The organism is Citrobacter sp. Cb023, from assembly GCF_030336805.1.
In the GTDB taxonomy this organism is placed as follows: domain Bacteria; phylum Pseudomonadota; class Gammaproteobacteria; order Enterobacterales; family Enterobacteriaceae; genus Citrobacter; species Citrobacter braakii.
This window is the reverse complement of sequence record NZ_JAOWCV010000041.1, coordinates 31,355-44,412: the sequence shown is the minus strand read 5'-3', so window position 1 is coordinate 44,412 and position 13,058 is coordinate 31,355. Positions and strand designations below refer to the sequence as shown.

Annotated in this window: 11 protein-coding genes and 4 pseudogenes; 10 read left to right on the top strand and 5 right to left on the bottom strand. The window is 48.0% G+C overall.

Going from position 1 to position 13,058, the window contains the following annotated elements:
- The first annotated feature begins 29 nt into the window (after window positions 1-29).
- Together OGW44_RS25865 and OGW44_RS24910 are read left to right on the top strand one after the other, a co-directional pair.
- The gene (locus OGW44_RS25865; RefSeq protein WP_487565447.1) at window positions 30-200 is read left to right on the top strand and encodes a hypothetical protein; all 171 of its coding nucleotides are present in this window, start codon (window positions 30-32) and stop codon (window positions 198-200) included.
- A gap of 307 nt (window positions 201-507) precedes the next feature.
- Window positions 508-1,022, top strand: a pseudogene (locus tag OGW44_RS24910) (transposase); the annotation flags it as partial.
- Between the two features lie 299 nt (window positions 1,023-1,321).
- Here the strand turns inward: OGW44_RS24910 and OGW44_RS24905 are convergent.
- On the bottom strand, window positions 1,322-1,588 hold the full coding sequence (locus tag OGW44_RS24905) for a MazG-like family protein (RefSeq protein ID WP_032153698.1): 267 nt from the start codon (window positions 1,586-1,588) through the stop codon (window positions 1,322-1,324).
- A gap of 466 nt (window positions 1,589-2,054) precedes the next feature.
- Here OGW44_RS24905 and OGW44_RS24900 point away from each other — a divergent pair, with 466 nt between their 5' ends.
- Window positions 2,055-3,137, top strand: a complete 1,083-nt coding sequence (locus OGW44_RS24900; RefSeq protein WP_000637419.1) for an XRE family transcriptional regulator — start codon at window positions 2,055-2,057, stop codon at window positions 3,135-3,137.
- Window positions 3,138-3,139: 2 nt separating this feature from the next.
- Here OGW44_RS24900 and OGW44_RS24895 read toward each other — a convergent pair whose 3' ends face one another.
- Together OGW44_RS24895 and OGW44_RS24890 are read right to left on the bottom strand one after the other, a co-directional pair.
- Entirely contained in the window at window positions 3,140-4,084 is a 945-nt protein-coding gene (locus OGW44_RS24895; protein WP_000820616.1) for an alpha-glutamyl/putrescinyl thymine pyrophosphorylase clade 3 protein, read from the bottom strand.
- Complete coding sequence (locus OGW44_RS24890; protein WP_000174035.1) at window positions 4,081-5,061, bottom strand: thymidylate synthase; 981 nt, start codon at window positions 5,059-5,061, stop codon at window positions 4,081-4,083. Before OGW44_RS24890 ends, OGW44_RS24895 begins: the two co-directional genes overlap by 4 nt.
- A gap of 167 nt (window positions 5,062-5,228) precedes the next feature.
- Between OGW44_RS24890 and OGW44_RS24885 the strand changes: the two are divergent.
- Together OGW44_RS24885 and OGW44_RS24880 are read left to right on the top strand one after the other, a co-directional pair.
- Window positions 5,229-6,390 (top strand): annotated as a pseudogene (locus OGW44_RS24885) (IS3 family transposase).
- 150 nt (window positions 6,391-6,540) lie between these two features.
- Window positions 6,541-7,773 carry a deoxyguanosinetriphosphate triphosphohydrolase family protein gene (locus OGW44_RS24880; RefSeq protein ID WP_185654805.1) on the top strand — a complete coding sequence of 411 codons (1,233 nt, stop codon included), beginning with the start codon at window positions 6,541-6,543 and terminating at the stop codon, window positions 7,771-7,773.
- A 444-nt stretch (window positions 7,774-8,217) separates the two neighbouring features.
- On the opposite strand, the pseudogene papA reads toward OGW44_RS24880, so the two are convergent.
- Window positions 8,218-8,487, bottom strand: a pseudogene (papA, locus tag OGW44_RS24875) (P fimbria major subunit PapA); the annotation flags it as partial.
- Between the two features lie 206 nt (window positions 8,488-8,693).
- Window positions 8,694-9,008, bottom strand: a complete 315-nt coding sequence (locus tag OGW44_RS24870; RefSeq protein ID WP_000930062.1) for an adhesin biosynthesis transcription regulatory family protein — start codon at window positions 9,006-9,008, stop codon at window positions 8,694-8,696.
- Window positions 9,009-9,430: 422 nt separating this feature from the next.
- Between OGW44_RS24870 and OGW44_RS24865 the strand changes: the two genes are divergently transcribed.
- The 5 genes and pseudogenes from OGW44_RS24865 to OGW44_RS24845 all read left to right on the top strand — a co-directional run bounded on the left by OGW44_RS24865 (window position 9,431) and on the right by OGW44_RS24845 (window position 12,978).
- The gene (locus tag OGW44_RS24865; RefSeq protein WP_001349530.1) at window positions 9,431-9,709 is read left to right on the top strand and encodes a FaeA/PapI family transcriptional regulator; all 279 of its coding nucleotides are present in this window, start codon (window positions 9,431-9,433) and stop codon (window positions 9,707-9,709) included.
- A pseudogene (locus OGW44_RS24860) lies at window positions 9,637-10,299 on the top strand (IS91-like element ISCR2 family transposase); the annotation flags it as partial. The gene OGW44_RS24865 and the pseudogene OGW44_RS24860, both read left to right, overlap by 73 nt.
- 30 nt (window positions 10,300-10,329) lie before the next feature.
- Window positions 10,330-11,214 (top strand): DUF3363 domain-containing protein, encoded by an 885-nt coding sequence (locus tag OGW44_RS24855; protein WP_021598067.1) that lies wholly within the window; start codon window positions 10,330-10,332, stop codon window positions 11,212-11,214.
- 216 nt (window positions 11,215-11,430) lie between these two features.
- Window positions 11,431-12,645: a chloramphenicol/florfenicol efflux MFS transporter FloR gene (gene floR, locus OGW44_RS24850; RefSeq protein WP_023300759.1), complete on the top strand. Its 1,215-nt coding sequence runs from the start codon at window positions 11,431-11,433 to the stop codon at window positions 12,643-12,645.
- 27 nt (window positions 12,646-12,672) lie between these two features.
- Window positions 12,673-12,978, top strand: coding sequence for a LysR family transcriptional regulator (locus OGW44_RS24845; RefSeq protein ID WP_001255015.1), 306 nt, complete (start codon window positions 12,673-12,675; stop codon window positions 12,976-12,978).
- Window positions 12,979-13,058 lie beyond the last annotated feature (80 nt).

Sequence of the window (13,058 nt, the reverse complement as noted above, 5' to 3'; positions counted from 1 at the left end):
TTTAACGACATAACTGCTCTAACGGTCAGATCCTTGGTTTTCGCCCATCAATGGGCATCTTCAGCCATGGCTACTCACAGGATACCTTGCTAACCAATGAAGGTATGGCTGATCATCTATGGGATATGTTTTTTGAGCCAATAAAACGATGGAGCTTTTCTCCAAGTTCATCATTAATGAATTTTGTTTCAATGCATTAATCAACTCTTCGCATTTTCGCTATCTTTTATCCACTTCCCTTTTGAAAAGGTGGGTATCTACGTTACCAATACTGGTTTAATGGCTACATACGGCGGTCCGTTTACGCTTACGGTAAAGATAAGCGATAAGCTCCCAGCGCTAGGACCGGGAGCTCTGCATAGCTACCACCATTTAGGATAGTCGTTAAAAGCACGTAATATTGATTGCCTGGCAGCAGGCATCAAGCTTTTCACTTCCTTTTGAAAGGGAGATACCACCATTGATATCTTCCTTCATACATGACCAATTCAGCACACCAGCGACTGGATATGGCGGGAAATGGTGGCCCGGGGGTTACAGGCAGTGAAACCATCGTCAGGGATGCTGTTGCCAAATGGCGTAAAGGCTGGAACCCACCAGTTACTACTGCCGCCAGACTTCCTTCAGTGTCCCGGGTAAGCCGCTGGTTGATGCCCTGGATAATAATCAGGGGTGAAGAAAATTATGCTTCCCGATTTATTAGTCTGATGTGTGAAAAAGAACCGGCGCTGAAAATAGCGCAGCAACTAGTACTTGAGTTCTACCGTATTCTGAAAACCCCAAATAAATCAAATCTAAGCAGTTGGTTCACTCGAGTCCACGAAAACGGTTCAGCAGAACTTCGGCGCGTGGCTGCGGGGATGGAAGCTGATGCTGCGGCTATATGTGAGGCAACCAGCAGCCGCTGGAGTAACGGTGTTGTCGAAGGTCATGTAAATCGCCTGAAGATGCTGAAACATCTGATGTATGGTCGAGCCGGATTTGAACTACTTAGGCAGAGGGTAATGAGTCCACTGGCATGAAAATCTCCACCTAGGTTGCGGAAGAGCCACTTTTGCACCGTTCGTGATAATACCGTAAATAAGCCTCTGAAAGTTATAGGATATGACACAACTAAAGAAGTCTGTGTGAACCGCGTAATACCAAGTGAATTGCTTGTTATATCTGTTTAATTAAACCTAATCGACCAGCCTTACTGGAGAGGCTGGTTAGTGATTAACTGGGAGTATTGCAATTAGATGTGTTCTACAGGCCCACGAAGGTAGATGGCTGCCAGAGTTCATCTTCGCGTGTAAAAGACTCTTAGTTGATTAATTCTAATTTATCGATCTATTACGCGATCATAATATTCGATGATTTGCAGTGCAACAGCAGCAATTTGTACTGCTTCCTCCCTACTGGTACCGGCTGCTTTACCACCAAAACGATCATGGAGGACAGCCTGATGAAATTCTCCCACCTCTTCTCCGAGAATCGCTCCCCAGATAAAAGGATCTTGATTACGGTCTGCCCCCCATTTGGCATCCTGCCGTTGCATTTCCGCTAGCACGTCAGACAGGGCTTTAGTGTCTTGATGTTTACCTTTCATGTTTCCCTTACGAATCCGTGATTTTAAGTCCATCATTAACATTTAATATGTGCAGAGTCCATTAATTCGCTACATCTCATTTTGTGAATGAGCGTTGAGTTTGCTATAAACGTAGCAACCAAGAAAAATAAAAGTGGATAATTTTGTTCATTACCTTTCAAAGCAAGAAGTTAAGGACTATTTGCGAGAGTATGCATGAGGCAAATGAGATCTTTGGTGACAAAGTGGCATCAAGACTACGCTCGCGACTTTCCGATCTTTCCGTGACAGACAACATATTACTGTTGCCCGTAGGTTCGCCGGAGGTCTGCTTTGAGGATGGGGAAGAGTGTATTACAATTACCATTCTCGGTGATGTAAAAATGGGATTTGTCTGTGGGAATACAGTTCAGCCCAAAAATCAAGATAATACAATTAACTGGTCCCGAGTTAGCCGGATACGGTTAGTGTTCATAGGTGACGTGAAATGATAGTTACGCAGGACTTCCAGCCTGACTGGGTATCTCCACCCGGTGATACAATTATAGATCTAATGGATGAACATGGGCTTTCTGGTGAAGAACTGAGTAAGAGGATTGGATTGTCTCTTATCCGGGGTCAGCAACTTCTTGAAGGAAAAATCCGACTCAATGAGTCTCTGGCTTGTAAGCTTGAGGAGTTATTCAACGTATCGACAGACTTCTGGATCAAGCGCGAAGTCGCTTATCGCCAGCAAATTGGATACCTCGAGAAAGTGAATAATGATTGGCTCGAATCATTGCCTGTACGTGATATGATGGAGTTTGGTTGGATCCCCAAAACTACAACTCGGGAAAGTAAATTCCAGCACTGCCTATCGTTTTTCGGAATAAATTCCGTCAATGATTTTTTTTATAAAATTCAGTCAGATGCTCCTTTGGTCGCTTTTCGTAAATCTCTTAATCTGGCAACCGAGCCTATGGCCGATTTGGTGTGGCTGACTAGGGCTGCACAACTTACCTCAAACCAAAACTGTGCTGTATGGGATAAAGAGGGGCTGATAGCATTGTTGCCAGAACTGCGCAAAGCTACAAATGAACCCGACATGAGGATTTTTATCCCTTACATTCGCGACCTTCTCGCCACTGCTGGAGTTTCTCTCGTTGTGTTGCCAACGCCAAAGGGATGTCGGGCAAGTGGTGCTACCTGCTTTTTTACACCAGATCGCGCAACCCTAGTCATGAGTTTCCGTTATCTGACCGATGACCATTTTTGGTTTACGCTGTTTCATGAGATTGGGCATCTCATCTTGCATGAAGCTGTCCGAGTTCGCGTAGAAGGTAAAGATAGTCTTTCGTCGGAAGAGGAAAAGGAAGCAGATAAATTTGCCGTTGATGTTCTTATCCCAGAAGAATACCGGCAGCAACTTAGTCGCTATGGTGTCCGGCATTGGAAAGAGATCATCCGGTTAGCTAGGAAAATGGGGGTATCCAAAGGGATCGTACTGGGATATTTGCAGCATGAAGGTAATATACCTTTTTCTCACCTTAATCGGTTTAAAGTGAGATTCCGTAAAGAAGATATCGTCTGATATCAGCCGCCGAAATAGACATAACGGTCAGGTGATTTCTGCCAGTTGCACAACGCATCTTCAATAACCTGCATTCTCAAGTAGGGTGCAGGAATAATTGCCGCAAGGTCAGCTAGTTTTTCATTCAATACGTCTATTGTGTCACCAGCAGTCCGGCTATTGCTGAAAAGTAGCCGGCTTCCTTGAAGGGGCCCGGTTGCTCCATTCAGAAAAGCATGACCCGGCTCTACATCCAGAAGTCCCGTTTTCTTGAGCATAGTTAGGTAATCAAATTTTGCGGTTCGTCCAAATGAGATCACGGCATTTAGCCCTGAATACAATAGTTCGAATAAAGATTCTGGTGAAGATGAAAAGCTCTTGGCCTCTGCAAACCTAGCCTCATGACTGTGTGTAGCACCAATGAATCCGATGTAAGAGCGAAAAACCGCAGGTATTGAACGACGAGAGTGATATTTCTTCGTTTCATATTTCCGATGGTTACCATATTGTCTTAGGCTACTGTTAGCTGTCAACTCATCAGAGACGCTGGCGAACCATTGTTCAAAAGCAGCAAAGTCATCAGTTATCGTATCCCATGTCCACGTTTGTGTACCGAGTCCACTGTATATATCTCGACACAAAATCCAGCCGGTTTTGTTACTCTTGCCGAAATGTGTGGCAAGGAAAACCAGCCAGCAGGCTTCATCGTAATTGTTGTCACGAAGATAAAGGCAGGCAGCGCGGAGAGGATCAAAAACATCAGAATTCGGCTCTTTTCGTAACGGAGTCATATAATCGGTCCGTAATGCAAGAGTTTCCACATAGCGTATACGACGTATACTGTCGATAATCTGACAGGCTAAAACATCAAAGCAGGCAGGAGAACTTAGGCCATTTAGGTTGTGTTCATTGCGGCTAAAATTTTGCAAATTACTAACCAGCTGACTGATTTGATTATGTCTTTTCATTGTAGTCTTCCTTCAAAAATAAACCGATATTCCTGATTTTTCATTGCAGCCAACTCTTGGAAGGCTAGTCCTTTGTGGTTGGGTGTATGTGAACGTAACAAAAAGTGGATTTTTAATATACGCAATAAATCCTTCCAGTAGTCATTCAAGGAAGTAGTGTCAATATCAAATTCCTTATTCTCTCGAAGAGCTTTTTCTGCCTCAAGCAGGGGTAAGATATCATCTAAGGAATGCATTTCAGGCATCGATCCCATGACTGGTAGGGTGCTCATGAACCCCTCTTTCTGAAGAGCCTTCACTTTTTCTAAATCATTTTTATAGAGATGTAGGCTGGATACAAAGTGATGATAGTGACCCAATTCGCATCCTATCAAGCGGGCAACTAATTCCTGTAGCATCGTGAACGCAAATACATCATGAGGCAGCCCCATAAAGGCATCGTTAGAACGCATACAAACAAATAGATGCAGCTCTTCACATCTGACAATAAACTGCATAGATATTGTACAAGGAATATCTACGTATTCTCGCTGTTCAGTTTTTGAGGGCACCAAGTCTGAGGCATCGAAAAGCTGTATTACTGCACGTCTGGTAGGTTTTTTCTCCTGCAAAAGGTTGATAACATTTTTTAGCTGATTATATAAACCACGCATATTAAACAACCGTGGCCCGTAACCACCATGTATTTTCCCATCTGACTCAGCGGATTCAGCGTAACGTGGTATGAAGTGTTTTATAAACTCAAGATCGTTCTGAGCTGAGAGATACCACAGAAATTCACCTAAGCAACTAATTAGTTTTCCTCGGGATTCTGTTCTACTTATTCTTCGGCGGGGGTCGGTAAGGACAAGATAGGCACCAAGAATCTCTAGAGTTGATCCTTTTGTAGGATCGTTACTGAGTCCATCCGCTAGGATAGCTTGATGAACATCGTTTATCAGATCGTCAACACACTCAGCCGTTACCAAAAGAGTCATTTTCTACCTTTTCCTGTATGGTAGTAACTAATCATTACCACCTGTATGGCATATAGTCAATATAGTATCAATATCAACATGGTTCACAGGGTAAGTAAGACTTGATCTTACCCAGCAATAGTGGACACGCGGCTAAGTGAGTAAACTCTCAGTCAGAGGTGACTCACATGACAAAAACAGTATCAACCAGTAAAAACCCCGTAAACAGCATTCGCCTGAATTTCTCAGTGAAGCCCTGAAACTTGCTGAACGCATCGGTGTTGCTGCCGCAGCCCGTGAACTCAGCCTGTATGAATCACAGCTCTATGCGTGGCGCAGCAAACTGCAGCAACAAATGAGTTCGTCAGAGCGTGAAAGTGAACTGGCCGCTGAAAATGCCTGCCTGAAGCGGCAACTGGCGGAGCAGGCAGAGGAACTGGCTATCCTCCAAAAGGCCGCGACATACTTTGCGAATCGTCTGAAATGAAGTATGTCTTTATTGAAAAACATCAGGCTGAGTTCAGCATCAAAGCAATGTGCCGCGTGCTCCGGGTGGCCCGCAGCGGCTGGTATACGTGGTGTCAGCGGCGGACAAGGATAAGCACGCGTCAGCAGTTCCGCCAACACTGCGACAGCGTTGTCCTCGCGGCTTTTACCCGGTCAAAACAGCGTTACGGTGCCCCACGCCTGACGGATGAACTGCGTGCTCAGGGTTACCCCTTTAACGTAAAAACCGTGGCGGCAAGCCTGCGCCGTCAGGGACTGAGGGCAAAGGCCTCCCGGAAGTTCAGCCCGGTCAGCTACCGCGCACACGGCCTGCCTGTGTCAGAAAATCTGTTGGAGCAGGATTTTTACGCCAGTGGCCCGAACCAGAAGTGGGCAGGAGACATCACGTACTTACGTACAGATGAAGGCTGGCTGTATCTGGCAGTGGTCATTGACCTGTGGTCACGTGCCGTTATTGGCTGGTCAATGTCGCCACGCATGACGGCGCAACTGGCCTGCGATGCCCTGCAGATGGCGCTGTGGCGGCGTAAGAGGCCCCGGAACGTTATCGTTCACACGGACCGTGGAGGCCAGTACTGTTCAGCAGATTATCAGGCGCAACTGAAGCGGCATAATCTGCGTGGAAGTATGAGCGCAAAAGGTTGCTGCTACGATAATGCCTGCGTGGAAAGCTTCTTTCATTCGCTGAAAGTGGAATGTATCCATGGAGAACACTTTATCAGCCGGGAAATAATGCGGGCAACGGTGTTTAATTATATCGAATGTGATTACAATCGGTGGCGGCGGCACAGTTGGTGTGGCGGCCTCAGTCCGGAACAATTTGAAAACAAGAACCTCGCTTAGGCCTGTGTCCATATTACGTGGGTAGGATCACATAACCTGAAATGGCACTAATGGCCAGAGCTTACTAATACATAATCCCTACAGGATGTAGCCACCAGTTTTGTTCATCCGGTATTCTGATTTGGTAACATGCTCCAGAAAGGAAGAAATATGTACTGCAATGAATTAAAAGAATTTGCGCAAGAGCAGGAACAAAAACTTATCAGTGCGCTTGCTGATACCAGAGAGCACCCGTCCCCCGATGGTGAAACAAGAAGCCGGGATAATTATCAACGGGATTACGCGCGTATTCTGTATTCATCATCATTTCGCAGGCTGCAGGGAAAGATGCAACTTTTTGAAATTGATCCTGAAAAATTCAACAGAAACAGATTAACGCACAGTCTTGAGGTTGCTCAGATCGCCCGAAGTATCGCGTCAGACCTCAAACTGATTAACCCGGTGGTGGTTGAACTGGCAGCGCTGGCGCATGACATCGGAAATCCTCCTTTCGGTCATTCCGGTGAAAAACTGCTTAATGAACTGTCTGAAGAAATCGGCGGCTATGAAGGTAATGCACAGGCGCTACGTATCCTGAGAAAACTGGAGAAGAAATTTTCATACTGCAACGGATTAAATCTGACTCACCGTAGTTTACTTTCGGTTGTTAAGTATCCCATCCCCCGCGCTGCAGCTACTGCCGGCAAGTTCATTTATGATGATGATTACTATTTTTACATTAACCTGCTTGCTGAAAATCAGCTCGATCTGAATCCCGGAGAGAAAACGATTGATGCGCAGATAATGGATCTCGCGGATGAGATTGCCTACGCCGCGCATGACCTGGAAGATGCCCTTAGCAGGAACATGGTCACGATTGAAGATATTGAATATGAGTTTCAGATTTCTGACGAATTCCAGGGAGCGAGGGAACAGTTCAGGGAAATCGTTACTCAGTCGAGAAACACCGCTTTTCAGGCTAACTTACTGAAAACCTCAGAAGAATTTGCCATCATATTCCGCAAGGAGTTAACTTCAAATATTGTCAATCGCCTCGTTGCAGATATTTCTGTAGTAACGAACCTGAATGGTTTTCAGGAACTGGGGTTCGGGAAACTGAATGCGTTATCCGAAGGACTCAAAAAACTTCTCTTTAAAGTCATCATGCGAAAACGTAATATCCTCACCTATGAGTTCAGGGGAAATAAAATAATCAGGGATTTATATGACTTTTACAATGAAGGAGAGAATTATAAATTTCTGCCTCCTGAACTTAAATTCACCTTACCCCAACCAGATTCCTGTATATTTGAAATCAGCAAAAAACGAGCAGTGGTTGACTATATTTCAGGTATGATGGATACATTTGCAGTCAAGGAATGGGAAACTCACTGTCTGAAGTAACACTGCCGATTACCAGAGGCGCATATTTTCCCGTTATGGTTATTGCGCCTTTATTCCGTTTCGGTGACAGGTTATTTTAAATATTCTGGAAATGCGTTGATGGGCAAGAACAATTACCCTGAAAATAAATACAGGAAATGGTTTTCCACAGCAATAACATATCTTATTACAGGTGGTTTGTGCTGGTATATGTTGTGGGCATCCGCTATATCTCATTATACTGTTTTACAAAATACGGTACCTGAATGGACAACATATTTTTGCACCGGTATAATCACCGGATCTCTTTCTTTTATTTATGCATTTTATATCCGCACCTTTAACAGAACATTAAAGTCTTTATTAAATGCATTCACGGGGGGATTTTGTCTTGGATTTATACTGAGTCCTGATGAATCCCCTAATGATTTTGATAAAAATCATTAGGGGATTCATCAGTGCTTGACCTTGTTTAAAAGCTGTAATATCGCAATTTACTAACTCAATATCTAAATCCATTGGCTTGGATGTACCTCCTGCCTCAAGGAAGCTTTTTGAAAGCTGTCCAAAATCAATAGACTGATCAGCTGATTTCTGAGAAATGCTGCATGGAGCATCAACAACAGTTCCGTTAAAAGTTACTTTACCCTGCCCCTGTGGAATAGTTGGAGCAGCATTTACACCAAAAGACACCACTGCCATAGCTACCGCACCGGCAATAACCGACTTAATCATAAATAACAACCTCTTTTTCATTACTGAACACACCAGAGATATCTGGCAATTTAAAATGACCCGATTACCTTTAATAACCAGATCAATACAAATAATATTCTCGTATTTTCAGGGCAGGTTATTTATCGACAGAATACTGATATAACCTGTCTGCTTTCTGATAAGGACTTCTTTTTATCTGTAAGATAACTCCGGAATGCCATCATTCAGTCAAATGCCGACGACTCATCTGTATAATAAGGTGCAAGCCTTGCTGCAAGAGCATTCAGCCGTATAAGTCTCCCAAGTGTTGTACTGAAATACCCATTATTCATCTGGTATTTCTCGCAGACCTCCTTACGGGAGTGCCCACCTACCAGATAGTCCTTCATAGCCAGAATGACCCTGTCACTGTGAATAGAAGAAATACCTATCAGTAAAAAAAAATGCATTTCAGACATAGAGCCGGGCAACAGTACGCTCTCGCGTATATTCAGCAAAAACGCATTTCCTGACCGACTGATGACTTCATGATGCGCCATGTTTCCCCCTTCTGTCGGGCCCCTGGATATATGCTTCCGGCCCGGAAATACTCTTCACGCAATAAGTTAAATTTAGTTTTTTATGTTGTAAATATTGATTTAAACGATCTTTTAACCCACAAAATAAAATTAAACTAGAATAAAACACTAATAATAAGAATGCGCTCAGATAAAAACATCATAGTAAATTGAATTTACAGCATAAAAGATCGTCTAAATGCATTTTTACGGACTTTCTTTTCACAGAAAAATAAAACGCAAAATGTGATACATATCAAATAAAGCAAATAAAAAGCAAATTCACTAAATTGCACAAATAAAGCAAACACAGCAAACACAGCAAACACAGAGAATAAAAATACCTTTCCGTTGATAACAGAAAGCATGATTTTTATTATTCGAAGAAACTTTGTTACAGTGAGATGAGTGAATATATGAAGAATGAAATACTGGAATTTCTGAACAGGCATGATGGAGGGAAAACGGCAGAAATTGCGGAGGCGCTGGCGGTAACGGATTACCAGGCCCGCTATTACCTGTTATTACTGGAAAAAGCAGGTATGGTTCAGCGCTCACCATTAAGACGGGGCATGGCAACATACTGGCTTCTGAAAGGAGAGAAGCAGGCGGGGCAGAGTTGTTCACTTTGCAAACTCTGCCGACCAGTGGTGATCCGTTCGGTGACGGGATTGGCAAGGTAGCCGGGTCCAGCCTGCACGCCGGCGTGGCGGCCAGGGCCGATGAACGCAAGAAGCTCGAACGGCTGTGCCGGTACATCAGCCGCCCGGCGGTATCCGAGAAGCGGCTGTCGTTAACACGAGGCGGCAACGTGCGCTACCAGCTCAAGACGCCGTACCGGGACGGCACCACGCACGTCATTTTCGAACCATTGGATTTCATTGCAAGGCTGGCCGCCCTGGTACCGAAGCCCAGAGTCAACCTAACCCGCTTCCACGGGGTGTTCGCACCCAACAGTCGGCACCGGGCGTTGGTCACGCCGGCAAAACGGGGCAGGGGCAACAAGGTCAGGGTGGCTGATGAACCGGCAACACCAGCACAACGGCGAGCGTCGATGACATGGGCGCAACGGCTCAAGCGTGTTTTCAATATCGACATCGAGACCTGCAGCGGCTGCGGCGGCGCCATGAAAGTCATCGCCTGCATTGAAGACCCTATAGTGATCAAGCAGATCCTTGATCACCTGAAGCACAAAGCCGAAACCAGCGGGACCAGGGCGTTACCCGAAAGCCGGGCGCCACCGGCTGAGCTGCTCCTGGGTCTGTTTGACTGACGAGCCTGAAGGCCAACGATACCAATCAAAATGCTGCGTTCACAGCGCCGCGGCAGGGATCCGCCGTGCTGGTTGTCGGAAAAGGAGCCGCTAGTGGGAAAGAGGAGGGTAAATTTTCAGCGTTGCTGGCTCCCCGTCAGCCGGATTGGGTTGCATCGCAGGGGTGTCGAAAGAGTCAACTGCGGTCCAAAGCTGTTGGACTTGGGTGAAAAGGGCGTTTATTCTTCCTATACGTGCCGCGTTCCAGGCGGCGACTATGAGGGCTATGTCGATGCCCATGTGCGCCGGCTGGAGGCGCTACGCCGGGCCGGTATCGTCGAGCGGATCGACGCCGACCAATGGCGCATCCCCAATGATCTGGTCAGCCGTGCCGCCGCCCATGACGCCGGCCGAGACAGTCAGGCCAGCGTTCGCGTCCTTTCCCCGGTCGATCTGAACAAACAGATCGGATCGGACGGCGCGACCTGGCTGGACCGGCGGCTGATCCACGGCGAGACGGCCGACCTTGCGCCAACCGGCTTCGGGCAACAAGTCCGCGAAGCCATGGACCAGCGCCGCGAGCACCATATCGAACAGGGCGACGCCACCCGCAGCCGGGACAGCCGCGTCTTCTACCGGCGCAACCTTCTCGCCATCCTGCGGGAGCGCGAGGTAGCCGGCGTCGGATCGGATATGGCTTTGAGTAAGGGCCTGCCGTTCCGCGCCGCCACGGACGGCGAGAGCGTCAGCGGCAAGTTTACCGGAACCGTGCATCTATCGAGCGGCAAGTTCGCCGTGGTCGAGAAATCCCATGAGTTCACCCTTGTCCCGTGGCGGCCGATCATCGACCGCCAACTCGGCCGCGAGGTTATGGGCATCGTGCAGGGCGGGTCGGTGTCGTGGCAGTTAGGGCGGCAGAGGGGGCTGGAACGCTGAGTGCGCCCATGCCGCATTGCGAAGCAAAAGATAATCGGATAAAATGTAGCAATTCATATTCGTAAGCGTGGAGTAATCAGATGGGAAATTCCAAGTCAGCAGACAAGTAAGCCGCAACAACCAGTATTGTTGTTGCGGCGCTCTGTAAGGCTAGTCTCATCTGATTGCTGACGAGCAGACGTCGCCCGGTATTCCTTAATCGAGGGTTGATTCGTCATGACCACCACACGCCCCGCGTGGGCCTATACGCTGCCGGCAGCACTGCTGCTGATGGCTCCTTTCGACATCCTCGCTTCACTGGCGATGGATATTTATCTCCCTGTCGTTCCAGCGATGCCCGGCATCCTGAACACGACGCCCGCTATGATCCAACTCACGTTGAGCCTCTATATGGTGATGCTCGGCGTGGGCCAGGTGATTTTTGGTCCGCTCTCAGACAGAATCGGGCGACGGCCAATTCTACTTGCGGGCGCAACGGCTTTCGTCATTGCGTCTCTGGGAGCAGCTTGGTCTTCAACTGCACCGGCCTTTGTCGCTTTCCGTCTACTTCAAGCAGTGGGCGCGTCGGCCATGCTGGTGGCGACGTTCGCGACGGTTCGCGACGTTTATGCCAACCGTCCTGAGGGTGTCGTCATCTACGGCCTTTTCAGTTCGATGCTGGCGTTCGTGCCTGCGCTCGGCCCTATCGCCGGAACATTGATCGGCGAGTTCTTGGGATGGCAGGCGATATTCATTACTTTGGCTATACTGGCGATGCTCGCACTCCTAAATGCGGGTTTCAGGTGGCACGAAACCCGCCCTCTGGATCAAGTCAAGACGCGCCGATCTGTCTTGCCGATCTTCGCGAGTCCGGCTTTTTGGGTTTACACTGTCGGCTTTAGCGCCGGTATGGGCACCTACTTCGTCTTCTTCTCGACGGCTCCCCGTGTGCTCATAGGCCAAGCGGAATATTCCGAGATCGGATTCAGCTTTGCCTTCGCCACTGTCGCGCTTGTAATGATCGTGACAACCCGTTTCGCGAAGTCCTTTGTCGCCAGATGGGGCATCGCAGGATGCGTGGCGCGTGGGATGGCGTTGCTTGTTTGCGGAGCGGTCCTGTTGGGGATCGGCGAACTTTACGGCTCGCCGTCATTCCTCACCTTCATCCTACCGATGTGGGTTGTCGCGGTCGGTATTGTCTTCACGGTGTCCGTTACCGCGAACGGCGCTTTGGCAGAGTTCGACGACATCGCGGGATCAGCGGTCGCGTTCTACTTCTGCGTTCAAAGCCTGATAGTCAGCATTGTCGGGACATTGGCGGTGGCACTTTTAAACGGTGACACAGCGTGGCCCGTGATCTGTTACGCCACGGCGATGGCGGTACTGGTTTCGTTGGGGCTGGTGCTCCTTCGGCTCCGTGGGGCTGCCACCGAGAAGTCGCCAGTCGTCTAACCGACGACTGGTAGCAGGCCCGCTCCGATGCGGCGCACTAACCATCGAAACCTCGTGAATGTCGGTATCCTGTCTGGCAGGATACCGCTCATTTCCCTTGTTCAGTTCATCGCCGTCGCCGAGCATCTGAATTTTCGGCATGCGGCCAAGGCACTTGGTATCAGCCAGTCGAGCGTCAGCGCGCGTGTGAAAGCGCTGGAGGATAACCTTGGTGTCCTGCTATTTGAGCGCCATGCGCGGGGCGTTCGGCTAACAGACGCAGGCAGGCACTTCATGGAGCGTGTCACGGCGGGTGTCGATCAACTCGATCACGCAGTGAAGACCGCGGAGTGACGGGCACTGGCTGGCAATGTCTAGCAACGGCAGGCATTTCGGCTGAGGGTAAAAGAACTTTCCGCTAAGCGATAGACTGT

Excerpts from the sequence above, each read along its gene's own strand:
- OGW44_RS24905 (WP_032153698.1), bottom strand. The coding sequence starts at position 1,588 with ATGAAAGGTAAACATCAAGACACTAAAGCCCTGTCTGACGTGCTAGCG.
- OGW44_RS24900 (WP_000637419.1), top strand. The coding sequence starts at position 2,055 with ATGATAGTTACGCAGGACTTCCAGCCTGACTGGGTATCTCCACCCGGT.
- OGW44_RS24895 (WP_000820616.1), bottom strand. The coding sequence starts at position 4,084 with ATGAAAAGACATAATCAAATCAGTCAGCTGGTTAGTAATTTGCAAAAT.
- OGW44_RS24890 (WP_000174035.1), bottom strand. The coding sequence starts at position 5,061 with ATGACTCTTTTGGTAACGGCTGAGTGTGTTGACGATCTGATAAACGAT.
- OGW44_RS24880 (WP_185654805.1), top strand. The coding sequence starts at position 6,541 with ATGTACTGCAATGAATTAAAAGAATTTGCGCAAGAGCAGGAACAAAAA.
- OGW44_RS24870 (WP_000930062.1), bottom strand. The coding sequence starts at position 9,008 with ATGGCGCATCATGAAGTCATCAGTCGGTCAGGAAATGCGTTTTTGCTG.
- OGW44_RS24865 (WP_001349530.1), top strand. The coding sequence starts at position 9,431 with ATGAGTGAATATATGAAGAATGAAATACTGGAATTTCTGAACAGGCAT.
- OGW44_RS24855 (WP_021598067.1), top strand. The coding sequence starts at position 10,330 with ATGCTGCGTTCACAGCGCCGCGGCAGGGATCCGCCGTGCTGGTTGTCG.
- floR (WP_023300759.1), top strand. The coding sequence starts at position 11,431 with ATGACCACCACACGCCCCGCGTGGGCCTATACGCTGCCGGCAGCACTG.
- OGW44_RS24845 (WP_001255015.1), top strand. The coding sequence starts at position 12,673 with ATGCGGCGCACTAACCATCGAAACCTCGTGAATGTCGGTATCCTGTCT.